Below are 25366 nucleotides of genomic sequence, written 5' to 3' on the forward strand. Positions count from 1 at the left end.
CTGTCAACTGTCAACTGTCAACTGTCAACTGAACTTCTTAACTTATGAAAATTCCAACTTTTGTATTAGCTTCAGCTTCTCCAGCGCGCCGCCGTCTGCTAGAAAATGCCGGCATTCAAGCTGTGATTTGCCCCAGCGATTTTGATGAAGGGCAAATACAAATGAAAGATGCCACTAATTTAGTGCAGGTTTTAGCAGAGGGAAAAGCTGAGGCTGTAGCTAAGTTTTTACTGGCTAATTCTCACCCGCAAATCTCCAATCCCAAATCGTGTTTGGTGTTGGGATGTGATTCAATTTTGCTCATAGATGGCGAAATTCACGGCAAACCCAAGGATGCGGAAGAAGCAATCTCGCGCTGGCAGAAAATGCGCGGTAAGGTGGGCGAACTCTATACGGGTCATGCTTTAATTGATACTAGATTCGATGACTTTGATCAGGCCAGGTCGCGATCGGTCATTCGCTGCCAAGTTACAAAAGTTCATTTTGCGGAAGTTACCTCGCGCCAAATAGCGGCTTACGTCGCTACCGGAGAGCCCCTCGCCTGTGCAGGCTGTTTTGCACTGGAAGGTAAAGGCGGCTTTTTTGTGGAACAAATCGAAGGATGTCACACAAATGTGATCGGTTTGAGCTTACCTCTGCTGCGGCAAATGCTCACCGAAATGGGATATGATGTGGCGGATTTCTGGAAATCTTAAAGTTTGGTGGACACCGGACAATTTACATAGCCCATAATCCCAGAAATCGGGAGGCACAGCAACAGTGAAATGCGTTCCCAGGCATAGCCTAGGAAGAGTATTAATTTTGCCTTTCCTCTTGTGGAATGGCCGTTTCGCCTGTCCGTGCTATGCAAATTAGCCTTGCCCACCAGTTGGTAATTATCCTAGAGCGATCGCCCCCTCCGATACAGATATAAACTGAAGTTGATCCGGCGAAACATCCTTCACCAAACCCAAGATATTGCCGGTGCTAGCTTCTCTAATCACCGTCGCCTTAGTATTCAACAGTCTAAACTCCAGAGTTTGAGGGGTTCCCGGAGGATAAGGCCCGCTACTGTCGTAAGCTCTGGCATCACCAATTGTTAAAAACCTTTCGCTCAAAGCAATATCATTTCCCGTCAATCCTCCCGCCAATCCAATTACATCACCTTCAGCCGGATTGTAATCGAGAATAAAATCTGCAGGCACTTCCTCTACATCAAAATTTCCACTAGGAGGCGGTTGAAGCGAACCAATTTCCCCCGAAGTTGCTCCCACTTCTGTGCGGAGGACAAACAAATCTGCGCCTTCACTTCCCCAAAGTCTATCAATTCCAGCATCACCGATTAGAGTATCATTTCCACTCTCTCCTACTAAAGCATCATTTCCTTTACCGCCGCGAATAAAGTCATTGGCCGTGCCTCCATAAACGTAGTCATCACCTTGATCTCCGCTGACAAAATCGCTGCCACATTCTCCATAAACAATGTCAAAATCTTGGCCGCCGCGAATAGTATCGCTGCCACAACCTCCGATTAAAGTATCTGTGCCACTGTTACCGTTCATCAGTTCCGCACCACCGGAACCTCTGACAAAATCGTTGCCAGCTAAGGCCCGCAAACCTCCGGGAGTATTCCGCAGAATTCCATTTGCTAATTGAAATACGTCGTCAGTGGGAGTTAAGTCAAAAAAGTTGGGGTCGCTGGCTGGATTTGGCAATGGCCCTGTGAGTAATTTGGTGTTTGGGGGATCAGCAATAATTGGGTCTGAATTTTCAGCTAATGCTCTAATTTCTCCGAGATTTGTTTCTAACATCCTAATTTTCTCCTTTTTTGATTGACTTTGTTGATATTCTGATTTTAACAAAGGTTCCAATTAAGAAATATGCGGGAATCAGGGGTTAAAACAATCCAATTATTGTCAAAGTTGCCGGAGGTCTTTATTCAACAAGCCTAGGTTATTGACACCAATCTGCGCGTCCAAATCCGCAAATATTTTGAACTGTATACCAATAATTCTGGGGATCGCGTACTCTATTACCCGTCAGCAGTCAGCGTGGGAAAACCCAGAGACTGCTAATTGTCATGAAACCTTGAGTTAAGTTCGGAATAATTAATATGCTAGACACTGCGATCGAATCTATTCAAGCCAGAGAAATCCTCGACTCCCGCGGCCGCCCCACCATTGAAGCTGAAGTTTACCTAGCCAACGGTGTTGTAGGACTCGCCCAAGTCCCCAGCGGCGCCTCTACAGGCTCTTTTGAAGCCCACGAACTCCGCGATGGCGACAACAAACGTTACGGCGGCAAAGGAGTCCTAAAAGCCGTCGATAACGTCGAGCACAAAATTGCCCCCGCTTTGGCTAATCTAGATGCGATCGACCAAGCACTGGTAGACAAAACCATGATTGACTTGGACGGTTCCCCGAACAAATCCCACCTCGGCGCAAATGCCATTCTCGGAGTCTCCTTAGCCACAGCAAAGGCGGCCGCCGAAACTTTAGGACTCCCCCTTTACCGGTACTTGGGCGGGCCCTTGGCGAACGTTTTGCCCGTACCACTGATGAACGTGATCAACGGGGGATCTCACGCTAACAATAATGTGGACATTCAAGAATTTATGATTGTCCCTGTGGGTGCGCCTTCTTTTAAAGAAGCTTTACGCTGGGGTGCAGAGGTATTTGAATCCTTGAGTAAAGTCTTAAAAGCTGAGGGTTTGCTGACTGGTGTGGGTGATGAAGGCGGTTTTGCGCCTAATCTTAAATCCAATCAAGCAGCTTTGGATTTGTTGATTGCAGCTATTGAAAAAGCTGGCTATAAGCCGGGTGAACAAGTAGCTTTAGCTTTGGATGTTGCTGCTAGCGAATTTTACAAAGATGGGCAGTACACTTACGACGGTGTTGCTCATTCGCCGGCAGAATTAATCGATTATTTGGATGGTTTGGTGAGTCAATATCCCATTATTTCGATTGAAGATGGTTTGCACGAAGACGATTGGGACAGTTGGGTAGCGCTGACGCAGAAAATGGGCAGCAAAGTTCAATTGGTGGGTGACGATTTGTTTGTTACTAATCGCACGCGGCTGCAAAAAGGAATTGATTTGAAAGCTAGCAATTCGATTTTGATTAAGCTGAATCAAATTGGTTCTTTGACAGAGACTTTGGATACGATCGACCTCGGCAAACGGAACAGCTATCGAGCGGTCATCAGCCACCGTTCCGGTGAAACTGAAGATACCACAATTGCAGATTTAGCGGTAGCGACTCGCGCCGGTCAAATTAAGACTGGTTCTTTGTGTCGCAGCGAACGGGTGGCTAAATACAACCGTTTGTTACGAATTGAGGACCAATTGGGCGATCGGGCAATTTATGCTGGGTCGATCGGTTACGGGCCAAAATAACACTTGGTAATCGGTAATTGGGAATTGGTAATTGGTAATCGGTAATTGGGAATGGGTAATTGGTAATCGGTAATCGGTTAGTTTTTAATTTTCATCACCAATGCCCAATGCCCAATGCCCAATGCCCAATTACCAATTAAGGATAGAAAGCTAATTGTGGCAAACCCAAAGTTTCTTCCCAACCCATCATCAAGTTCATGCACTGGATGCCTTGACCGGCTTGTCCCTTAATTAAATTGTCGATCGCCGATAGCACAATCACCCTGTCAGTACGCGGATCGACTTCGATGCCGATATAACAAAGATTCGTGCCGCAAGCCCATTTTGTTTGCGGATAAACTCCAGCCGGTAACACTTTTACCCAAGGACAATTGCGGTAAAAAGCACTGAAAATTGTGATTAAATCTTCCCGCACCAAACCCGGATCACGCAAAGTTGCGTACACAGTCGCCAGAATTCCCCGCACCATCGGAATGAGGTGGGGAGTAAACTGAACTTTAATATCGTGTCCCGCTAAATCGCTGCAAATTTGCTCGATTTCTGGCGTGTGGCGGTGGCGGCCAACGCCGTAAGCGCCCAGAGAACCCTCTGCTTCAGCCAACAAGAGATTAACTTCGGCTTTGCGGCCCCCTCCCGAAGCACCGGATTTGGCGTCGATAATTGCTGTTTCTGGCACAATGAGACCTTGTTTGAGCAAAGGTGCCAGGGCTAACAAACTAGCAGTGACGTAGCAGCCGGCACAGCCTACTAACTGAGCATCTTTAATTCGATCGCGATACAATTCTGGCAAACCGTAAACAGCCGTTGCAGCCAGTTCAGCGTCTGATCGATCCCCGCCGTACCAAGCTTTGTAAGTTTCCAGGTTTTCAAATCTGTAGTCAGCCGACAAATCCAAGACTTTGCAGCCTTTTTCTATCAGCGTCGGTGCCATTTTGCAAGCTAAACCGTTCGGCAGGGACAGAAACACAACTTCACATTTTGCCGCTATTTTGTCGAGGTCGATCGCCTCGACTGTCAAATCAATGCAGTTAGTCAGATGCGGATAAAGGCTGGAAAAAGGTTTTCCCGCACTGCTATCCCCGCCCAAATAGACTACTTCAGCCGCTGGGTGATCTGCCAGCAGTCGCACAAGTTGCACGCCGCCGTACCCTGAAGCGCCGATAATTCCTACAGGCACACGTCCAACATCTCCCATTTTCCTTTATCCCCTCAGCCTTTGAAGTCAAAAACGCTTGAACTTTTGCTGCATTGTAGTACCAAACGCCAACTTTGGTGGCAAAGAATTGTGTTGTTTTGTTTTGGAGGTGCATTTTTGTTAATTTTCGGCTGTTTGACCGATCGCCAAAACCCTAAAATTAACAAACTGATGTGCGATCGTGCTATAAAAAACTTACTTTAACCCATCCCCAAACCGGAGATTAACATTTTTCCCTCGAAGCTCGAACCTCGAAGCTCAACATCCATCCGTTAAATCTGTTAAATCTTGTACACGGCTTCGTTGCCGAACTTCCTATGGGCATAGTTGTAGAAAACGTATCAAAACAGTTTGGCAGTTTCCAAGCACTCGATCGAGTCAGCTTAGAAATTGAATCTGGTTCCCTAGTCGCATTGCTGGGCCCGTCTGGATCCGGCAAGTCTACACTGCTGCGACTGATTGCGGGTTTAGAAATGCCCGACTCCGGCAAAATCTGGCTGACAGGTCAAGATGCGACCAATACTAGCGTCCAAGACCGCAAAATTGGGTTCGTGTTTCAGCACTACGCGCTATTCAAGCACATGACAGTGCGAAAAAACATCGCTTTCGGGATGCAAATTCAGAAAACACCACCCGCGAAAGTCAAATCCCGGGTAGAAGAATTGTTGAATTTAGTGCAATTGGCAGGATTGGGCGATAGATACCCGTCGCAACTTTCAGGAGGCCAGCGACAGCGGGTGGCTCTCGCCAGAGCCCTGGCTGTGGAACCGAAAGTGTTACTGCTAGACGAACCTTTTGGAGCTCTTGATGCCAAAGTTCGCAAAGACTTGCGTGCTTGGTTGCGGCGACTGCACGACGAAGTACACGTTACCACAGTCTTTGTGACCCATGATCAAGAAGAAGCGATGGAAGTTGCCGATCAAATTACAGTAATGAATAAAGGTAAAATCGAACAAGTCGGCACACCCGCAGAAATTTACGACCATCCCGCTAGTGCTTTCGTAATGAGTTTTATCGGGCCAGTCAATGTATTGCCCAGCAGTTCAAGAATGTTTCAAGACAACGGCTTTGACTCAGCCAACCCAGAGATTTTCTTGCGCCCTCACGACGTAGTAATTGAAACTACAGAAAATAGCGCAACAGTGCCTGCAAGAATCAGTCGCTTGATTCATTTGGGATGGGAAATTCAGGTAGAATTAACCTTAGATGACGGTCAAGTAGTAAACGCTAATTTGACTAGAGAAAGATTCGATAGCTTGAACTTGCAGCCCCAGCAAAGAGTGTTCGTAAAGCCGAAAGATGCCAAGTCCTTTCCACTTTTTTATTCCATCTAAGAGCAATTCTGAAAACTCAAGCTAAATTTAGATTGGATACTGCCTTTGCAAGAATGTGGCGCGGTGCGGTGTCTCTACAAAAAAAAATCTAGGGACACGGCACCGCGCCGTGTCCCTAATCTTTTATACTGACAACTGTCCGCTGACTACTGCGCGCTGAGTTAGTCTTTAATTTTGTTGACAGCTTTTTTGACTTGTTGCTCAAAGGATGTAGCTTGTGTATTGGAAGGATTTTTCATTTTTTCAATGTCAGCGTCTCCCTGAACTTCGTTGGGTCCTTTGCTGGCTTTTTCTTGAGTTTCTTCCAAGGACATTGGTTTTTTCAGTACAGCTTCTTGAGATTCTTTTTCAATTCCTAAAAGTTGGTCTTCACCTTTGGTGGGGCTGCTAGTAACTGCAAAAGCCGGGAAAGCATTAGAAACAAACATCAAGGCACAAAAACAAACAGCTATTAAAGTGCGGACTAAACGCTTGGCAGGGAAGTTAAAGCTGATAAAAGACATACAAAATTTCTCCGTTTTTAGAAGTTTTGATCGCTAAGATTGTTAACAGGCTGAAGCTCACTCATATTCTGCACAATCTTTAACTCAAGTTTGAGAACAGCAACCGTTGCTTTTTTTCAAATTGAGCTAATATATAATATTTAGCTGAAAAAGCTGGTATTTGAAATCCTTCTCAGGGAATATTTCTAGATGACTGGCGTCGGTCGCCCCAAGACCTTTATGTAGAAGGCACTTGTGTAGAATCAAAAAAATTCTCTATAAGTGCCTTCGGATGCGCCTCACATAGCGGTATCAATCTCAGTAACTGGTTTTATCGTGGGGTGGGGGCGGGTTTATTTAGCCTGTTTGCAATGTGAGAGGGCGCTTGAGTGAATCCGCAGAGCGGTTTGTTGAAAATATTGCAAGATACAAGATATGAGATGCGCCCGACTATCCACTGACTAATGACTAATAACCAATGGCTGCTGCTGTCGCACGGGAACTTGATATTTTGCTAGATAAGTTTTAATTTCTCCTACACTGAGTTGCCCGTAATGCAGCAGGGAAGCCAGCAGGGCTGCTTCTGCTTTGCCCTCCGTGACGGCTTCGTAGATGTGGTGACAGTTGCCGGCGCCACCGGAAGCAATGACGGGAATTTCGACCATTTCGGCAATGCTTCGAGTTAATTCCAAATCGTAACCGGCTTGAGTGCCGTCCGAGTCCATGCTTGTCACCAGAATTTCGCCGGCGCCGCGCTGTTCGGCTTCCTTTGCCCACGCGATCGCATCTTTTCCGGTATTTTCTCGCCCTCCGCGCACATACACGTCCCAACCAGGATTATCTGCCTCTTGTCGTTTGCGGGCGTCGATCGCCACTACAATGCACTGATTACCAAATCGATCGCTGGCTTTGTCAATTAAACTCGGATCGCGCACCGCCGCCGAATTAATACTCACCTTGTCTGCGCCCGCCCTCAATAAACTTTTAATGGTGTCTAAGGATTGGATACCGCCGCCCACCGTCAAAGGGATAAATACGCGATCGGCCGTTCGGTACACCACATCGATCATAATATTCCGGTCTTCGTGAGTCGCTGTAATGTCCAGAAACACCAACTCGTCAGCACCCGCATCATTGTAAACCTGAGCCATTTCTACCGGATCGCCAGCATCCTGAAGATTGACAAAATTGACACCTTTGACCACGCGACCGGCTTTCACATCCAGACAAGGTAAAATTCTTTTCGACAACATACAATTCTCTTCCAATTTAACTTACTCGGCGGGAAGTCCCCCGCTATAACTGTACTCATCTTAGCGGTGGGATGAAAGCCAGGGTAGTTTTTTCCCGTCCTGTTTGTGTTCTGGACTCCTAGCTGGAGAACGAGTTAAACAGGCAAGAATTAACCAATCTCTCAGCTATCACAAGACGCTAACAATCAATAAAATTAGTTTTAAAAATTTGATAAATCCTCATAAATTTCGCAACGATTGCCACAACCAAGCAGTCAAAAGCGATATCTATGGCATTTAGCAGCTTACTCTAGCATAGAGGATTTTTACTCTTAGTGGTTCCCTACGCTCCTCACCAACAGTTAATCTCAGAACAAAAGACCTTAATCAGTCTGATTCGGGGCATGCTAGAAAATTATTAAAATTATTCCAAACGTTTCTGCTGGAATGGACTTTGACACGCCACAGCTTATTGCTGTTTAGCCAAATTTCTTAAAAATCGCTGAGGGTCATAAGAATGGGGGGAGGTAAAATAGGCACTTTTCTAACAATTGTTTTTTACACAGCAATTATGATCGCTGGTTCATTGGTGACAAGTTAAGACTTAATTGCATTTGTCAATCAGTAATATTACTCAAAAAGACTGTTTTTTTAGGAATGGAAAATTCACGATTTGAGAGGGAGTAAGTATAAATATCATGGGAGGCATGATTTCTCGGTCGCCCAAATCTCAGTTTTCTGCCCAAAATCCGAGTAAATATTGAGCATAATTGCTGATTGACAAATGCTTTCTTAGCTTAACTTGTTACCAATGATGCACAATAAAAGATATCAGCTCAGAGACGGTTCCCTTAAACCATTGCCTGGTAAGTTTTGCAGCTTGCTTGTTACCTCGCTAGCTCAGTTTTGCTTCAGAAAGTGCTATTTACCAGATGCGATCGCCCTGTCACCCATAACTGCATGAGTTGAGTTCACTAAACCTATGCAGAGCATTCATCAACTTCTTTGAAGGACGGGCATCTTTCCCGAATTTCTAGTCAACGCCTGACAAGTAATCAATTCAGTACCCCCGAAAAATACAAATTGTTGGTGATAAATTCCTCATTTTTCCTGGTAAGGTGGGGATTGTTTTTGCTAGTATCAACCACAAAATCTCAAACAAAATATAAACCGTAAGCAGCATCAACTCTCTCGCAAACATCAAGGTTAAAATCATCGTCTTCAAGCCTGTGGAGTGCCATGAATCACGAAAAAATGGCAAACGCTAGAGAGAATTTTCAGGACAAACTCTCTCTAAAAGTGGTGCCGGAAAACCAAGTCATCGTTGTTGAAAATATGGCTGTCAATAACTTGGTAAAAACTCACTTCCTAGCTAAAGTAATTAGCGATTGCGGATGGTCAAAATTGACCCTACCGTTGAAATACAAGGCTGAAAGAGACGGTAAAACTTACTTAGACATTGGTCGGTTTTTTGCACCATCGAGTAAGAGTTTCCACGTAGGTCTGAATCAGGTGGCTCGCCTTCTGTTGGAAGTGCGTAGCTGGACTTGTTGCAATTGCCAAACAAAGCACGATAGAGATGTGAACTCTGCTATCATTATTGGCGATGAAGGGCTTGGATTATTAGCGTTAGGAACTAGCACTACTGCCCATGGACAGAATGTAAGTTCGACGTTTGGAAGGAAATGTTCGATATGAGCGGCTGTTCCGGTTGAAATTGGAAGCTTACACCATAGGGAGTAGTGGACAGAACTCTGGATCTGCATACCAGCCCACACCCCCTACCCCCCGCCTAGCTCTACTGTGTACAGACAAGTTGATCGCTGACCCATATTGTAGAAACCCTGTTTCCTGGATTCTTGATTTCTCGTTTTGCCGAATCAATAACTTAAAATTCATGAAAATAAGCTTCCTTTCTGAGATTCATGCGAAACTTGGGTTTGAGGAATGGTGTTGAAAGATTTCGGACTTGTGTGTACACGCTAGCCCCCTAGCCAGAGAGCCATTTTCCCACTTTTTTCTGGCCGATCAAAATAAATAAAATTTGTCTTCGCTCTGGGGCAGGCAGTATGATCAGGTACAATCTTGGTAGACAGTCTGTTTTAACTGCCTGCTTTGGTAGATCGAATCATAAATACCTTCGCTAGCTCGATCGAATTTATGGTTCACAAATCCTGCAGAGGCTAGGTGCATCGACGATGGACTAAAAAATCTAAAATCTGAAGTCTCAAATCTCAATTCGGTTAATTTTGTGTCGTTTCTAGGACTGTTGTGACGAGTGCAACCCAATCCACATATGGTACTTCGCACAGAAGGCGGCAATCGCTACTTGCCGCTCTCCGGCAGCAATTGCTGGACAGTAGGGCGGAGCGATGACAATAATTTTGTACTGACAGATCGCTGGATTTCCCGTAATCACGCGATGTTACAGCAAATGGAGACAGGAGAGTTCTACCTGATCGACTTGGGCAGCCGCAATGGTTCCTTTGTCAACGGGCGGCGGGTCAGTATTCCTGTCACTCTCAGAAATGGCGATCGAATTATTTTCGGTCAAACCGAATTGGACTTCTACAACCCAACCGCCGGTCATCGGCACGATCCACCAATACACGAGACAGACTCTGAAGATTTTACGGCGACTTTGACGGTGCGTAGCCTGATTAGCGTCATGGTAATGGACATCCGAGACTTTACAGTTTTGACTAGGCAGCTAGACGAAACCCTCCTCTCGGAAGTCATCGGCAATTGGTTCCGCAAAGCAGGACAGATCATTCGCGAACACGGCAGTTGGGTGGACAAATACATCGGTGATGCCATCATGGCGGTCTGGTTCCACAAAACCAGCGGTGTCAGCAGCGAGGAAATGATGCGGATTTGCCAAGCTTTGAGCGAACTGCACAAGGCAACAGACGAACTCAGCAGCCGTTACCCCCTGCCTTTTCCTTTGCGAGTCGGGGCCGGCATCAATACTGGTTATGCAATGGTGGGAAATTCTGGCAGCAGCGACCGATCGGACTATACCGCCTTGGGAGATACTGTAAACGCAGCATTTCGCCTGGAATCTTGCACCAAGCAACTCGGCAAGGATATCGCTGTGGGAGAAACTACCTACAAATACCTGACGCAATTGGGGGCCCAGGGCGCTTTCGAGCAGCACACCGTTGCTTTAAAGGGTTACGACACTCCCACCGTGACTTACGGCGGTACTTATGCTGATTTGAATGCTTTTCTCAAAACGAAAGGAAAAAGTTCTTGATAGCGAGAAAATTGGGTGCGGGGCAAAAATTAACCCCTTAAAATAGCAGTCCGAGTTTTTCATTTGCAGGGCCTTATATAAACTTGTCTGCGATGCTCAAAAGTCGGCTATTATCATATACTGTCCGCGTTGTCAATACCCCAATGTAAATTTTATAACAGCCCTCTACCTATTGCGGATTTATCTGAAAAACTGCATAAGCAAAATGGTAGTCTCTACATAAATGCTGTGTATGAAATTGGGAGACAAAACTTCATGAAACGATTGGGTCGTCTATTGGCAGTATTGGGCTTAGTGCTGGGCTGCTTTGCATGGGCTGGAGACCAAAGCGCGATCGCGGCATCATTAAGCCGTATCGTCTTGCCATCATCCTCGCTCCTAGCTGTTGAAGCTCCGGCTAGAACCAATCGCGCCGATGAGAAGCTTGCCACAGAATACGGCAAAAAACTTGATTTGAACAACAGCGCCGTCCGGGACTTTCGGGAATTTCGAGGGTTGTATCCCACTTTAGCTCGACTAATTATTAAGAATGCTCCTTACGAAAATGTTGAGGACGTACTCAATATTTCAGACTTGACGGATGCTCAGAAAAAAGTGCTGCAAGCTAACATGGACAAATTCACCGTAACTGATGTTGAATCAGTCTTTATTGAAGGAGACAACCGGTTGAATAATGGTCTCTACGACTAGGTAGCAGCGGGTCTCATTTGAAGGCAGAAGTCATTGGGCAGAAGGCATTCGGCAGAAAGAAAATATTTTTTTTCTATAGGCTGATGACTTCTGCCTTTAATTTCTGAACACTTACTTTCTACCACCATTGGGCAAAAGCCGACCAAAATTCGCTAGATTGAAATAAGCGGGTTCCCAAAATTCCTCTGTAGACTCAATTCTTTAATCTAAAATCTAAAATATCAATACTTCGGACAGTTTTATATCTAATCGAGTGTCCGAAACCCAGACTGGCTATATGGTGGACTATTATTTCAAGGTTTAAGTAAGCGCCCTAAGTTTCCTAAAATGCGTTAAAAATGGCAGGGCTTTCTCTGTAAGCCTTACAGGGCCGTTAAAAAACTGTCCGAAGTATTGAAATATAAGCTCGCTCGACTGACATTAGTTCAAGTCCCCAGATTCATCTGTAGACTCAATTCTAAAATCTAAAATCTAAAATCTAAAATCTAAAATCTAAAATCGACTGGCGGCAGACTTATGACTGACAAATTTGACGTATTGGTAATAGGTGCTGGCGCGGCGGGTTTGTACACAGCACTTTGCCTGCCAGAGCATTTGCACGTGGGCTTGATCAATAAAAATACCCTGCCTGTTTCTGCCAGCGATTGGGCTCAAGGAGGGATTGCCGCGGCGCTCGCCCCTGAAGATTCGGCAGCACTGCACGTTCAGGATACACTGGCTGCAGGAGCCGGTCTTTGCGATTTGGATGCGGTGAAATTTTTAGTTGAGGAAGCTTCGGCCTGCATTGACTCCCTAGTGAAAATGGGCGTTGCATTCGATCGCACCGGCCCCGATTTAGCCCTCACCCTAGAAGCAGCCCACTCACGCCGCCGAGTTCTCCACGCCGCCGACACTACGGGCAAAGCCGTTATCAGTACGCTGACAGCAAAAGTATTAAGCCGCAAAAACATTCAACTCGTATCCCCTGCCTTTGCTTTGAGTCTGTGGCTAGACGAAACCGGGCGCTGCCAGGGGATTAGCTCGATTTGTGGCTCACAAGTCAAGTGGCTGCAGGCCAAAGCCGTGGTGCTGGCGACAGGCGGCGGCGGACAGGTTTTTGCTCAAACGACCAATCCGTCGGTAAGTACCGGGGATGGGGTAGCAATTGCTTGGCGCGCCGGGGCGCTGCTGCGAGACTTAGAATTTGTGCAGTTTCACCCGACGGCGCTGAGCACAGCGGGCGCGCCTCGGTTTCTCATTAGCGAAGCGGTGCGGGGAGAAGGAGCTCATTTGGTTGACAGTAAGGGATATCGCTTTGCTTTTGACTCTCACCCCAGCGGGGAGCTCGCCCCTAGGGATGTTGTCAGCCGCGCAATTTTCCGCCACTTGCAAAAGACGGGGGAACCTCATGTTTGGCTTGATTTGCGCCCGATTGCGGTCGATCGACTGCGCTACAGGTTTCCGAATATTATTCAAGTGTGCGCTGATTGGGGAATTGATATTTTTTCCGAACCGGTGCCGGTGACGCCCGCCGCCCATTACTGGATGGGAGGAATTGTCGCTGACAAGTTTAACCAAACTTCGATTCCGGGTTTGTACGCGGTGGGAGAAACTGCGAGCACGGGGGTACACGGCGCTAATCGGTTGGCGAGCAATTCGCTGCTGGAATGTCTGGTTTTTGGGGCGCAGATGGGACTTTTGCAGCTAGAAGGTGGAACGCCCGAGGCATTCGCCGATCGGTTCGAGGCGGGGGAAATCTTGGAAAAATCGATTTCTGAAAAGGACATTGAGGCGATCGAAAAGTTGCGGGTCGAATTGCCGAATTTGGTGTGGCAGAGTGCGGGAATTTGCCGGGGACAACGCGATTTGGAAAGTGCGATCGTCCAACTTGAGATTTGGCGGCAAGAATTTGCTTCGCTGCCTTTGAGTCAAACGCTTGATAATTTACGGCCCGGACAAATTATTGATTTTTCCCCTGCTGAGGCGGAAAATAGCTCGATTTTGCGAAATTGGGGAGAAGTGGGGAATTTATTGGATATTGGCTATTTAATTGTCAAAAGTGCTGCGTTTCGCACCGAAAGTCGCGGCGGTCATTACCGAGTGGACTATCCCCTCACCGATCCGGATTGGTGCAGCCATACTTTAATTAACCAATCGAATTGGTACAAATCTCCGCGAATAGAAGATTGAAAATTTATTGAAAATTTAGGGTCAGCGCGTTCCCGTACCGTCACTTTCGGGGGTCCCGTTCGGGGGTGGTTCGTATTGTTTTGGGTCATTTGGAAACCTAGAGGTTTGTGCAACTGTCAAAACTCTCGGCGTCGATGGCGTCGGGATCTCGCCCGCGCTACGGGCTTTTGTGAAATTGCTAGTTGAGTTGCTGGCAAGTCGAGCCGCATTTGCGGTGCCGACTATATTCACTTGCACGCAGGCAGCCAGGGTTGCCGTTGTTGTGAGCTGAATCAAAGTACGCATAGTATTCACAGCCTTATTCAAATCACCGCAATAGATCCACGTCTGTACCACCTATTATATCTGTCAATTTCCGTATTTCCACTGATATCTTTACATTTACTTTAATTAACTTTCATAAGTTTACATAAACTTTTTTACATTAACGCTTTTTGGCGATTTGAATTTGGTTTCACATTGTGATTTATTTTAATATTTTGTAACATTTAGATAAGACGGCAAGTTGCTCTCATAAGTTTTATATTTTGCTAAATCTATCTAATGGCAGATGACAGATCTAAGAGTTTTAAGTTGTGTGATTTTAGATTTTAGATTTCACTACTTTGGACATTTTTTTGAACGGTTTCAAAAAGCTTAGAAGCCTTACAGTTTAAGGAGCGAGCTATTTTTTTTAGTTAGCTGCATAGGGGACGCCTGAAATAATATCTACCTTACAGCCCAAGTAGGGTTTGAAGTATAAAAATTACTCAAATTTTGTCTGAAATAATTGAGTTTTTAGATAAAAAATTGAATAATTACAAATGACTTATCAATATCGAACTGGGGACTTTACCTACAGTGGCATTATTTTTTGAAACTGGTCTTAATTAATAAAAGTGATATTGATTTTTCCCGCGTTCTTTAGCACGATACATCGCAACATCGGCATTCTTAACTAACATCTCTGGCTCTTGACCGTCCATGGGATATAAACTAATGCCAATACTTGTAGTTACAGAAACGGTATGTTCTTCTAAAATAAAAGGCTGCATGATGGCGTCGCAAATTTTTTCAGCTACTTTCGCAGCTTCCTCGCGACCTGGAATTGCGGGCAAAATGACTGTGAACTCGTCGCCGCCCAACCGCGAGATTGTATCGCTACCACGCAAGCATTTTTTGAGCCTACTGGCAACTGTTTTTAAGAGTAAATCGCCCACATTGTGTCCGAGATTGTCGTTGATTGACTTAAATCCATCTAAATCTAAAAACAGTAAAGCTACCAATTCTTGAGTGCTGGAGGCTATTTCTAGAGACCGATGCAAGCATTCGTAGAACCTTTGGCGGTTGGGCAAACCGGTAAGGGCATCGTGATAAGCTTGGTGGCTGAGTTCAGCGTTTTTTTGTTCTAGGGCATTTGCCCGGAGTTGGCGCTCGGTAATATCTCTGATTGCTCCGACTAAAAATAGGTTGCCGGCAGCATCTTTATGCAGGGATCTTTTAGTCGCAATCAGATGCGTAATTCCGTGAGCGTCAGTAAAATATTCTTCATTTTCTCGCGGCTGGTGAGTTTGCAATACTAATTCGTCTTGCTGCCAAAATATCTCGGCTTCGGCTTGGGGAAATAATTCGTAATCGGTTCGGCAAGTTAAAATTTCTAAAGGATAGCCAATAAACCGACAATATGCCTGATTCAAAACAACGCAGCGGTGATTTCGATCTTTGACAAAAATCGGGTCGGTAATTGTATCGATTAGTGATTGTAAAAATTCTTTAGACCGTTTTAATTCTTCTTGCAAGTGCGCCAGATAACCCACAACTGCGGCACCAGAACCCAAAAGACTGAGGATGGGAGGAATTAACGGTAGCCACCAACCGGCTAAAAAGACTAAGTATAAAGTGGCACTCAGGCCGAGACAGATACTCGATAAACAATAAGCCGATCGACCAAGCGAGCGCAAATTCCAACTCACATTTGCTCCCGCCCAAGACCAAAGTAAAATCCACAGCAACTCCGCAGCCTCTGGCAAGACATTGATACCCCCGCGCCCGTCGAGAGCCGCACTCAAAATTTGGCTCAAGAAGTGAGCCTGAAGCTCGACTCCCGGTATTTGCTGGGGAGGACCAAACCAACCGGAACTGTAAGCATTTTGGTAAAAGTCTTTGAGGCTGGGGGCATTTGAGCCGATCAAGACAACGCGCGATCGTACAAAATCAGCAGGTACTCTGCCAGAAAGCACATCGCCCATCGATGCAGTGCGAAAACTGCCTCGCGGGCCGCGCAGGTTGGTCAAAATTTGATAGCCACGGCTGTCCGATCGAACGTAAGCACCGTCATTCGGTTGAAAAGGCCGAAAAACCCCCTTGCCTAACTGCAAGTATTTAGGATTGACTCTTGCTCGCTGAGGGGAAATTCCTTCGCTTTTGAGGTAAAGCAAAGCCAGTCTGAGTGCGAAACTTTGATGAGTTTTGCCGTCTCCGGGCCAAGCGTAGAGCAAAGTTCGCCGCACTTTTGAGTCAGCATCGATGACAACGTTGTTGAAACCAATTCGATCGAGCTTGTCAAGTACCGGAGGCGGGCGAACTCCGAAGCGGGTTTCGTCTGGCATCAACTCAATGCCGATTAAGTTGGGAATAGTTTTAAAAGTTTTGAGCAATTCGGCGTTACCCGGTTGAGTTGGCAAATCTCGGTAAACGTCGAGGCCGATCGCCCGCGGCTTGCCAGCGTGCAATTTTTGCAGCAATTGCGCCAAGACAGCATCCGAAATTGGGTAGCCGTATTTTTGCAAGTCAGCTTCCTTAATTTCTACAATGACGATGCGCGAGTCAATGGGCTCGGCCGGCCGCCAGCGCACAAATTGGTCGAAAGCAGCCCATTCCCACACCTGAAAAAATCCGAACCAGCGCATTACAATCACCGTACTAGCAACCGCACTCGCAGTAATCAATACTCGGCGTTCTTGATCGACCCATTTTTTGATACTTTCTAGCATATTTTGGGGATGTGGGCCTCGCCCTGTGAGCATCTAAACTACTACTACCTATAGGTTTTACATCTCCGGGGCGATCTGCTCAGTCGATTTTAGATTTTAGATTTTAGATTATCCAATTTTTTGGTTTTTCGGTGCGGGCGAGTAGATTTTAGATTTTAGATTATCCAATTTTTTGGTTTTTCGGTGCGATCGGGCTGCAACAGGAGAAACCGGGTTTCGCAACCAAAATATGTCATTTCAACAATCATTCTGGAAGCAGAAACCCGGTTTATTGCATTTTTTATGATGTAAAAGTTTTAGGAGTTATTCGGCTATCTACATACTAGAAACCCCGAACTTGTTTTAATATTTTTCGTTCTCACTAATCTTTACTATTTTTTTATTGATTATAGATGCAAGATTTTAGATTGATTTCGCAGCACGAGCCAACGATAAACTAAGTTAAAAACCAGGATATTTCCTGCCCATCAATCTAAAATCTGTCATCTAACATCTCCAACTTTCCTGTCAGTTTTGAAAGTTGCGGGGGCCCGTGTAACCCGATAAATCAGCGAGTTTATCCAAAGATTGTGTCCCCGAATAAAACTGACCATTAATCTCCCAAGTCGGGAAACCTTTAATATTAGCAGCAGCAGCTTCGCAAAGTGCAGTGCGGGAATTTTGGCCTTTGGGATCGCATTCAACATAATCGATTATGGCAGCACCTTCTTTACCAAAAAGCATTTTTTGGTCGTGGCAGTGGGGACACCAGTAAGCGCTGTATTCTTTCGCGCCGATTTGTCGGAGGTGGCGAGCCAAAGCAATTTGTGCCGGGCCGGAGGTTGTAGTGATGGGAGGAGGTGCAATACCGGGGGTAGAGACAGTAGAGACAGGTGCGCTGACGCTGTTGTAGAGTCCCAAGGCACCGATCGAACTCACCATTGCCACCAAAATGCCTGTAAACACCAACTGTCCAATATCTTCCCACTCGCGCCCGACTAGCACCAGCACAAACAGCGACAGCGAAAATAAGGCAGAAGTGATGCAGTAAATGCACAGTTCCTGAATTTCAAAAGCCATCAAATAAATCAAATAGCTACTGAAAATTACCATCGCAGCGGTGATGATAAATAGCGCTTGCCAAGTGTTTTTTTCTAGTTGAGAGTGCAGTCCTTTTTTGGTGTCGGGATTTACAGCTTTGGGAGCCAATGCCAGGATTGCTATGCTCAGGTAAGCCAGACAGCCTAACAAACTTAAAGGCACAGTGCCAAAGACTGTAGCGTAGGGACTGTTGAGAACTTTGTCGCAGCCACTGGTGGGACAAATGACCGAGCCAGTCGTGAATTTAGCGATCGTGAGATAGGCCGTTTCTACGACGCCTATGGCTGCGATCGCTGCCATCACAGTCCTAGACCAGCGATGAATCCAAGGGGTTGAACGTCGGCGAATCATTTTTTGATTTGGTAATTGATAATTGGGACGTTGAAAGAATAAGGAATTTGGGCAACTAGCAAGGTAAGGGTTTTAACGGATTTAACGGATGGATGTTGAGGGAAGAAGTCAGAAGTCAGAGAAAAGAAATCTATCCATGTATCCGTGACTTCCGTGTCGTGAATCAAAGAAATTGGGAATTGGTGATTGATAAGTGTGCTTTTTTCACTGTTAGCTCTTCATTTGCAGCTATTACCGATTACCCATTACCCCTTCCCATTTTACGTTTTACTTGTGACTTTGCCCGGTTCCGGTGTTGGCCCTCTTGAGCCATTAGCATCTCTATTTTCCTGTTCGCGCTCTTTCTGTGACAAGCTGCGGCGGGCGGCTTCTACAAACTGACTGACGCGGATCGGATCGATGGGCTGCTCGATGCGGCCGTTTCGCTTCAGGGAACTCGATACGATTACGCCGTCAGCGGCCTGCATGAGGGTGGAAATGTTTTCCCACGAGGCGCCGCTGCCGATGAAAACAGGAATTCCCGCCGCTGCTGCACTCGCGAGTTCTAAGTCTTCGAGATTGGGAGGGCTACCAGTTGTCCAGCCGGAAAGGATTACGGCGTCGGCTAAAGCGCGCCCGATCGTCTCTTGGACGGCTGTGGTCAAGTTCGGGCTGCCTAGGGGTCGCCCGTGCTTGACTAACACGTCTGCTAATATTTTGACATCGCTGCCCAATTCCCGGCGGTAGCGCAGAAGCTGGTGAGCTTGGCCTTCAATTAAGCCTTGGTCTGTAGCCATGATGCCGTTAAGGACGTTGACGCGGATGAATTGAGCTCCTGTGCAGGAGGCGATGGCGATCGCGCTTTGGGCGTCGTTTCGCAGCACGTTAACGCCGATCGGCAGCGTCACGAGATTTGTTAGCCTCTCGACTACCAGAGTCATGGCACTTACCACAGCCGGATCTACGCTGTCTTTGGCAAAAGGAGCGTCGAAAAAGTTCTCGACAATGATACCGTTTGCGCCACCAGAAGCCAGCGCTGTAGCCTCTTGCTCGGCTCTTCCGATAATAGCTTTGAGGTTTCCCCCCCAGCGGGGAGAAGTTGGCAAAGGCTGTAAATGTACGACACCGATTATGGGATTCGGCGTTTTGAATATTTGTTTTAAGTCCACGGATTTTCCTGAAACCACCAAGTTCACTGACGGCTGACGGCGGATTTTGACGGTATATTCTAGAATTCTATATCCACGGGGGCGATTCGGTTGACTTAATCGGGTCGCCAAGTTGCTCAAACCCCGCAGCCATAACAGTTTAGATTTTAGATTTTAGATTTTAGATTTTACATAGGCGACCTACTCACCTCACTTAAAGACGGATACTTGCTTCTAGACAGGAGTCCTCGAAAGCAAAAAAGTTTAGATTTTAGCGAGATATCCCAGATTCATCTGTAGAGTCAATGCTTTAATCTTTAATCTAAAATCGACTGACTACAATCGGGGTTGAAAGCTTGACAGCAGTTGCATTCTTTTTTATACCTTGGTGTCGGCAGGGGTTTATCCTTCTCTATCGAGGTTAAGTGGTGAAACTTGTTCTCATAATTTTGGCTGTCACCGCAGGATTGGGGGCGGCAATCGAAGTGCTGCTGCGGGTGCTGCTGGGTTTTGGTAATCCCTTGATTTATATTGCCGATGCCGAGTGCGGCTATTTGTTGGCGCCCAACCAGAAGGTGCGTCGCTTGGGCAACCGCATTGAGATTAACGAGTATTCGATGCGTAGCCCAGCGATCGCCCCGATACCCCCTCCAGAAACTCTGCGCGTCTTGCTGTTGGGAGATTCTGTCGCCAACGGCGGTTGGTGGACACATCAGACAGATACCATCTCCGAAATTATGGCTCGGAATTTGAGACTGCAAGTACAGAATCTGGCGAGCGCTCCACAATTAGGTTCACAAGTCAACTATTTAAATTTTGAAGTTCTCAACGCCTCAGCCAATTCTTGGGGGCCGAGGAATCAACTTGCTTACGCCAAGCGGTTCGGTGTTTTTGGGGCAAATGCTGTGGTGTTGCTGCTCAATACGGACGATTTTTTTGCATCGGCTCCCTGTCCTCTGGTTGTGGGTCGCGATCGATCTTACCCGGATCACAAACCCCGATCGGCTACGCTAGAGTTATTGAGCCGCTACCTGCTACCTGCCGTGCCGACTCCCCAATTGGCAGCACCCAGAGCCACAAGCGGCGATGTAGTAGGCTGCAACTTAGAAGCTATTCGCCAAATCCAGAAAATAGCTGTATCCGCCAACGTCGAGTTTTTGCTAGCCGTCACGCCCAAGCGAGGCGAACTCGGCGGCCCGGGCCCTCGCGACTGGGAAGTCAAAGCTAGAGCGCGTCTCGCCGAAGTCGTAGAAACAGAGAAAATTACTTACATAGATTTTCTTCCCATTTTCAATTGTGCGGTCGAATTTCCAACTTTGTATCGAGACAGCATTCACCTGAGTCCTCAAGGAAATCAGCTAGTTAGCAAAACCATCAGTCGTCAAATAGTCGCTCTTTTTTGGCATAAATCGTGACTTTACCTAAAGACGGATACTTGCCCACGACTCCGGTTGTCAAGAGCAAAAAAGTTGAAACCTTAGTTCAAGCCCCCAGATTCATCTGCAGAGTCAATCTAAAGCCTAAAATCGTTCGACTGAGCGCAACTCCACGCACGCGCTCGCCGAACTTCTCACGCCGAATTGTCCAATATCAAATCGACTGATATCGAATCCGGTTGCATGGGAACAGTTACCCTCTTCAACGAACAACAAACCCAAACTGTAAAAGCACCCGGAAACGACAGGATTTGTCTCGATTTAGCTAACTTGCAAAGTAGACTCTAGCTCTTTCGGATACCAAGCTTGACCGTCGAGAGCCATTTGCTCTATCACACTCGCAAGCCGCAGAGCTTTGAGAGCTTGTTCTCCTCCGACAGAAGGCTGATTTCCACCCCGCACGCAATTAATAAAATGCTCCAATTCGGCGTGGAGCGGTTCAATATTGCTGGTGTAAACTTTCTCGATCAACCCATCTTGACGGTATAGCACCTGACCGTAATCCGTCACGTAATTGGCGGTTGTTTGTCGGTGAATCAAGATTTCGTTGTTGAGAAAATCTGCCTCTGTCAGAGAATTCTTGCAGTGAGCCACGATTGAACGGAGTTTGCGGTGCGTCACCTTACTGGCAGTCAAGGTGGCGACAATGCCGTTAGCAAAGTTCAACGTCGCTGTCACGTAGTCTAAATAACCTGAATCTGAGGCCCTGCTGCCGCTGGCGGTCAGCTTCACCACTTGGGAATCTGCCAATTCCAAAAGCAAGTCGATGTCGTGGATCATTAAATCCAAAACTACCGATACGTCGTTAGCCCGCTGGGAATAGGGACTCATCCGGTGAGCTTCCAATGCCAGTAACTCTTCAGTTTTCAGCACTTTGCCGAGTTCCTGAAAAGCTGGATTGAACCGCTCGATGTGACCCACTTGTAAAATCCGGTGGGCTTCAGCAGCCGCGTTGACCAAAGATTCGGCTTCGGCAATGCTGGCCGCGATCGGCTTTTCAATTAAAACGTGAACACCCGCTTGGAGACAAGACATCCCCACAGGGTGATGCAGGCGAGTTGGAACGGCGACGCAAACTGCATCTACGTGGGCGAGCAAATCTCGGTAGTCTTCAAAGAAGCGAACCCGGTATTTGCTTGCTACATCTATTCCCCGCTCTACATTTATGTCTGCAACACCCACGAGTTCGATATCTTTTAGCAAGCTCAGAACTCGCGTGTGATGCTGGCCCATATTGCCAACCCCAATCACCCCAATGCGGAGGGGTTCAGGTTGACTTCGCTGGGCGAAAACGTTTGCGTATCCCAATGACATCCTATCTAGCACTCCTGGATTCTCCTCCACCACCACAGGAATCAAGCCCCTTGGCTTCCTTCAGCTACTCACAGCCATCCAGATAGTACCACAGTCAAACTATTTGTGAAGAATTTCTAAGTTCAGTTGCGATTATGGCATCAGGCAATTAAGCAGAAGCTAGTCATACACAAGGGTAAAATACAGGGGTCAAATGTCTGGAAATTGCGTATTGACAAATTTAGTTAAGTATGAATCTAACTCGGGGGCGCTCGTCCGCAGTCAGCAGTCACTTCTGAGAAAATATTCTGGTGGCAAAATTTTGCTCCCGATTCGGAGAAAGAGCTCTGGCTTTCAAAATAGCCGCTACCAAAAACGCATAGGATAAAACTCCCACCAAGGCCAGCAAAAGTACGCTGGCTGCTCCTGACGCATTCCACAAAGCGTGAAGTGCCGAAGCGCTGAAATAACCTACGCCCAAAATAGGCCAGCGCTTCCTGGGTTTGAGGGCGCTCAAACCGATAAAATATCCCAAATAGCCGCTGTAAGCCATGTGTCCGGCGGCGGAACCCAAAATGCGGGGAATTAGCAACTGCAATCCTACTAATTGTCCCGCATCCGCCCCTGCTTGCAGGGTGACATTTTGGATGACATTGGGAACGTACTGCCCCAGAGTTTCTAACAGTGTAAAGCCGACAGCCGAGGCACTTCCTAACAGAATTCCGTCTAAAGGTTCCCAAACGCCGATTCGATCGCGCCACGGATTTTTTAGCCAATTTCCCAGCAACATCGCTCCCAAAACGGGCAGGGCTTTCAGCAATTCTTCCATTAGACCCGCCCCGAAAAACATTCTGTTCAAAAAAGGCAAAAAACTGATTGTTTCGCCTTCGGTTGGCAGGCGGCCGGGCAAAATTTCTCTAAATACGAATATAAATCCAATCAATAAGGGGCTGATCACAATCAGGACTGTAGCTAAAGCCGAACCAAGCAAGACCCACCAAGGCTTGTGTTTGCCGCACAGTTGATAGATAAAGTAGTAAGCCGCACCGGCGAGGTAAGCTGACAGCAGCAAGTTGAATGCTGCGGAATTTCCAACGGCGACAAACATCGACACGACAACAATAACTGTGGCGATACCTGGATATAAGTAAGCTTTTTGGCTTAATTGTTTGCCAGTGGAGGCGATGGGGAATAATTGAGTTAAAGTGAGAGCGTCTTTTTCGCTACCAGCAAAATTGCCCGTTTGTGGTGCTCTTAATCCGGGTTGATTTTGGTAAGAGGTTACGGGAGATTCAAATATAAATTCAGGGCCGTCAAGGCCGAGACTGATGCGATCGCCTGTTTCTAAAGTTTGGCAGCCAGAGAGCTTTTTTCCGTTGATATAAGTTCCGTTAGCGCTGTTGAGGTCGCAAATTTCCCATCTCGTCAAAGTACCCTGAGTTAGGGGACGGATCATGGCGTGGCGACGGGAAACCATGCCGTGACCGATCAACTCTAAAGCTATTTGACAATTGCGATCGCGTCCGATAACCAATTCCCCTTCTTCAGAAAGTTGGTACTTGGATACTGGGGTTCCCAGAGCGTCTTTGGCTGGCACTTGTCGCAGAAATCCGATTTCATTAGTCATGAGTTATGAGTCATTAGTCATTAGTCATTAGTCATTGGTCATGAGCTCGCGAGCTGTTAGCTGATGTTATTTTTGAGCAGTCTTTATTCCACAGTTATTGGTTGTTAGCTGCTGACTAATTACTAATTACTAATTACTAATTACTAATTACTGCTGACTAATGACTAATGACTAAAAACTCTGCTTATAGATTTGCCCTGGCATCCTGAACGGCTGCATAGAAAAATATGCCAGTTAGCGGTACGCTCAGGGCGAGGATGATGCCCGTGACTAAATTGCCAAGTTGAGCTTCTCCCGATGACAGCTCAAAGATGGAGCCGACTGCCGCGATCGCAGTGATGCACGAAAGAGCTAAGAGTAAACCACTTTTCGGAGTTCCTGCCATCATACTGATTTTACTGCCTTGGGGGAAAATTTATGCTTGACTAATGCTTCATTCAGTGCCAGCTTGTTTTCTACTCTGTCTACAAACAGCACTCCGTTGAGGTGATCCATTTCGTGCTGAATTGCCCTCGACAGTAACTCTGTTGCTATCAGGGTTTGTGGGCGGCCGTATTCGTCGCGGTAGGATACTTCAATGACTTCTGGGCGTTTGACTTCTAAATAAACTCCCGGAATGCTCAAACACCCTTCTTGCAAGATGCAGATATCGCCGCTGCTACTTTTGATGGTGGGGTTGATCAAAACAATTGGGGGCGTGGCGGGGTTTTCCGGGTCACAGTCGAGGACAATTACTTGTTTGTGGACTCCGACTTGGGGGGCTGCCAAACCGATACCGTCGGCACTGTACATGGTTTGCAGCATTTCTCGGACTAGCTGCCGAATTTCTGCATCGACGCTTTTGACGCGCTTGGCTGGCTGCCGCAGGACGCGATCGCCTAATGTGTGTATTGTTAGGGGCGGTTTTTCTAACTTTTTCTTTTCAATCAAGACCTGAGCCGTCATAGAACCTCGCGGGATGTTTGGAAACCCCCAACTAAAGCTGTTGGGGAATGAAATTGGAACCAATACTATTATTTTCAATATTAATCTAATTTTAAGTAGCCATGACTGGAAACGCACCAAACCAACGGCCGGTTATTTCTCTGGGGCTTTCGCCTGTTTTAGTGGCAGTAGAGCTTTTAGGTGCGATCGCGATTTTGCTGGCTGTGTTGCTCATCGTCAAGTTTTGGGCGGTTTTGCCCGATCGAATTCCGATACATTTCGGCTTGGGGGGGCTGGCTGATGCTTGGGGCGACAAGGTGACAATTTGGATCATGCCGGCGGTTGCTGCCATTATTTTTGCGGTTTTAACTGCGGTTTCGCGCTATCCCCATACTTTTAATTATCCGGTACGGATTACTTCTGAGAACGCTCGCCGGCAATATCTGTTGGGGCGAGGCCTTTTGGCTTGGCTGAAGGCGGAGATTTGCTGGCTGTTGGCGTTTGTGGTGCGGCAGCAAATTCTGGTCGCTTTGGGCAATGCTCAAAGGTTTAGTGTGGAGTTAGTTTTGGGGATAATTATTTTGATATTTGGGACGGTTGGCGTGTATTTGCTCAAGGCTTATTCTGCTCGCTAAATGTAGCGCCAAAAACTTACATCTACCCAAAGAATAAGTTTATTGATATTAATAAAAATTAACCACCCATGATATTATGTTCTAACTATCAACGAAATAAAATTAGTTGGTAAATTAGTTGGTAAATTAGTTTGTAATGAGGACTAAACTCCTCATATAACTTTGAGGAGTTCAGTCCTCATTACAAACA

21 protein-coding genes are annotated in these 25366 nt (G+C 46.6%); 9 read left to right on the forward strand and 12 right to left on the reverse strand.

The window, feature by feature from the left end; genetic code table 11:
• Positions 1-44 precede the first annotated feature (44 nt).
• A complete protein-coding gene (locus tag QUA57_RS06620; RefSeq protein WP_333060049.1) occupies positions 45-695 on the forward strand; it encodes a nucleoside triphosphate pyrophosphatase in 651 nt (216 codons plus the stop codon).
• A gap of 180 nt (positions 696-875) precedes the next feature.
• Here QUA57_RS06620 and QUA57_RS06625 read toward each other — a convergent pair whose 3' ends face one another.
• Entirely contained in the window at positions 876-1790 is a 915-nt protein-coding gene (locus tag QUA57_RS06625; RefSeq protein WP_333060050.1) for a calcium-binding protein, read from the reverse strand.
• Between the two features lie 302 nt (positions 1791-2092).
• On the opposite strand from QUA57_RS06625, the gene eno reads away from it, so the two are divergent.
• Complete coding sequence (eno, locus tag QUA57_RS06630) at positions 2093-3373, forward strand: phosphopyruvate hydratase (protein WP_445242244.1); 1281 nt, start codon at positions 2093-2095, stop codon at positions 3371-3373.
• A 136-nt stretch (positions 3374-3509) separates the two neighbouring features.
• On the opposite strand, the gene argC is transcribed toward eno, so the two are convergent.
• Complete coding sequence (gene argC, locus QUA57_RS06635) at positions 3510-4568, reverse strand: N-acetyl-gamma-glutamyl-phosphate reductase (RefSeq protein WP_333041095.1); 1059 nt, start codon at positions 4566-4568, stop codon at positions 3510-3512.
• A 317-nt stretch (positions 4569-4885) separates the two neighbouring features.
• On the opposite strand from argC, the gene QUA57_RS06640 reads away from it, so the two are divergent.
• Entirely contained in the window at positions 4886-5902 is a 1017-nt protein-coding gene (locus QUA57_RS06640; RefSeq protein WP_333060051.1) for a sulfate/molybdate ABC transporter ATP-binding protein, read from the forward strand.
• A 161-nt stretch (positions 5903-6063) separates the two neighbouring features.
• On the opposite strand, the gene QUA57_RS06645 is transcribed toward QUA57_RS06640, so the two are convergent.
• Both QUA57_RS06645 and hisF read right to left on the reverse strand, forming a co-directional pair.
• Positions 6064-6405 carry a low temperature-induced protein gene (locus QUA57_RS06645; RefSeq protein ID WP_333041098.1) on the reverse strand — a complete coding sequence of 114 codons (342 nt, stop codon included), beginning with the start codon at positions 6403-6405 and terminating at the stop codon, positions 6064-6066.
• Positions 6406-6845: 440 nt separating this feature from the next.
• Positions 6846-7637, reverse strand: a complete 792-nt coding sequence (hisF, locus tag QUA57_RS06650) for an imidazole glycerol phosphate synthase subunit HisF (protein WP_333060052.1) — start codon at positions 7635-7637, stop codon at positions 6846-6848.
• A 1218-nt stretch (positions 7638-8855) separates the two neighbouring features.
• Here hisF and QUA57_RS06655 point away from each other — a divergent pair.
• From QUA57_RS06655 to nadB, 4 genes are all read left to right on the forward strand, one after another.
• Positions 8856-9314, forward strand: coding sequence for a zinc ribbon domain-containing protein (locus QUA57_RS06655; protein ID WP_333060053.1), 459 nt, complete (start codon positions 8856-8858; stop codon positions 9312-9314).
• Positions 9315-9912: 598 nt separating this feature from the next.
• A complete protein-coding gene (locus QUA57_RS06660; protein WP_333041108.1) occupies positions 9913-10872 on the forward strand; it encodes an adenylate/guanylate cyclase domain-containing protein in 960 nt (319 codons plus the stop codon).
• Between the two features lie 255 nt (positions 10873-11127).
• Positions 11128-11562 carry a photosystem II complex extrinsic protein PsbU gene (gene psbU, locus QUA57_RS06665; RefSeq protein WP_006635850.1) on the forward strand — a complete coding sequence of 145 codons (435 nt, stop codon included), beginning with the start codon at positions 11128-11130 and terminating at the stop codon, positions 11560-11562.
• A 516-nt stretch (positions 11563-12078) separates the two neighbouring features.
• A complete protein-coding gene (nadB, locus tag QUA57_RS06670) occupies positions 12079-13731 on the forward strand; it encodes an L-aspartate oxidase (RefSeq protein ID WP_333060054.1) in 1653 nt (550 codons plus the stop codon).
• A 21-nt stretch (positions 13732-13752) separates the two neighbouring features.
• On the opposite strand, the gene QUA57_RS06675 is transcribed toward nadB, so the two are convergent.
• From QUA57_RS06675 to btpA, 4 genes are all read right to left on the reverse strand, one after another.
• Positions 13753-14016: a hypothetical protein gene (locus QUA57_RS06675; protein WP_333060055.1), complete on the reverse strand. Its 264-nt coding sequence runs from the start codon at positions 14014-14016 to the stop codon at positions 13753-13755.
• A 584-nt stretch (positions 14017-14600) separates the two neighbouring features.
• Positions 14601-16736, reverse strand: coding sequence for a CHASE2 domain-containing protein (locus QUA57_RS06680; RefSeq protein ID WP_333060057.1), 2136 nt, complete (start codon positions 16734-16736; stop codon positions 14601-14603).
• Positions 16737-17210: 474 nt separating this feature from the next.
• Entirely contained in the window at positions 17211-18134 is a 924-nt protein-coding gene (locus QUA57_RS06685) for a vitamin K epoxide reductase family protein (RefSeq protein ID WP_333060058.1), read from the reverse strand.
• Between the two features lie 260 nt (positions 18135-18394).
• Positions 18395-19282: a photosystem I biogenesis protein BtpA gene (btpA, locus tag QUA57_RS06690; RefSeq protein WP_333041132.1), complete on the reverse strand. Its 888-nt coding sequence runs from the start codon at positions 19280-19282 to the stop codon at positions 18395-18397.
• 407 nt (positions 19283-19689) lie between these two features.
• Here btpA and QUA57_RS06695 point away from each other — a divergent pair, with 407 nt between their 5' ends.
• Complete coding sequence (locus tag QUA57_RS06695; protein ID WP_333060059.1) at positions 19690-20676, forward strand: GDSL-type esterase/lipase family protein; 987 nt, start codon at positions 19690-19692, stop codon at positions 20674-20676.
• A gap of 282 nt (positions 20677-20958) precedes the next feature.
• Here the strand turns inward: QUA57_RS06695 and QUA57_RS06700 are convergent, their stop codons facing one another.
• From QUA57_RS06700 to def, 4 genes are all read right to left on the reverse strand, one after another.
• Complete coding sequence (locus tag QUA57_RS06700; protein ID WP_333041122.1) at positions 20959-22011, reverse strand: Gfo/Idh/MocA family oxidoreductase; 1053 nt, start codon at positions 22009-22011, stop codon at positions 20959-20961.
• A 268-nt stretch (positions 22012-22279) separates the two neighbouring features.
• Positions 22280-23617 (reverse strand): PrsW family glutamic-type intramembrane protease, encoded by a 1338-nt coding sequence (locus QUA57_RS06705; RefSeq protein ID WP_333060060.1) that lies wholly within the window; start codon positions 23615-23617, stop codon positions 22280-22282.
• A 184-nt stretch (positions 23618-23801) separates the two neighbouring features.
• Complete coding sequence (locus tag QUA57_RS06710; protein ID WP_199292547.1) at positions 23802-24002, reverse strand: hypothetical protein; 201 nt, start codon at positions 24000-24002, stop codon at positions 23802-23804.
• Positions 24002-24562, reverse strand: a complete 561-nt coding sequence (def, locus tag QUA57_RS06715) for a peptide deformylase (protein WP_190659061.1) — start codon at positions 24560-24562, stop codon at positions 24002-24004. Before def ends, QUA57_RS06710 begins: the two co-directional genes overlap by 1 nt.
• Before the next feature lie 101 nt (positions 24563-24663).
• Here def and QUA57_RS06720 point away from each other — a divergent pair, with 101 nt between their 5' ends.
• Complete coding sequence (locus QUA57_RS06720; protein ID WP_333060061.1) at positions 24664-25176, forward strand: DUF1648 domain-containing protein; 513 nt, start codon at positions 24664-24666, stop codon at positions 25174-25176.
• The last annotated feature ends 190 nt before the right edge of the window (positions 25177-25366 follow it).

The organism is Microcoleus sp. Pol7_B2 (assembly GCF_036701035.1).
In the GTDB taxonomy this organism is placed as follows: domain Bacteria; phylum Cyanobacteriota; class Cyanobacteriia; order Cyanobacteriales; family Microcoleaceae; genus Microcoleus.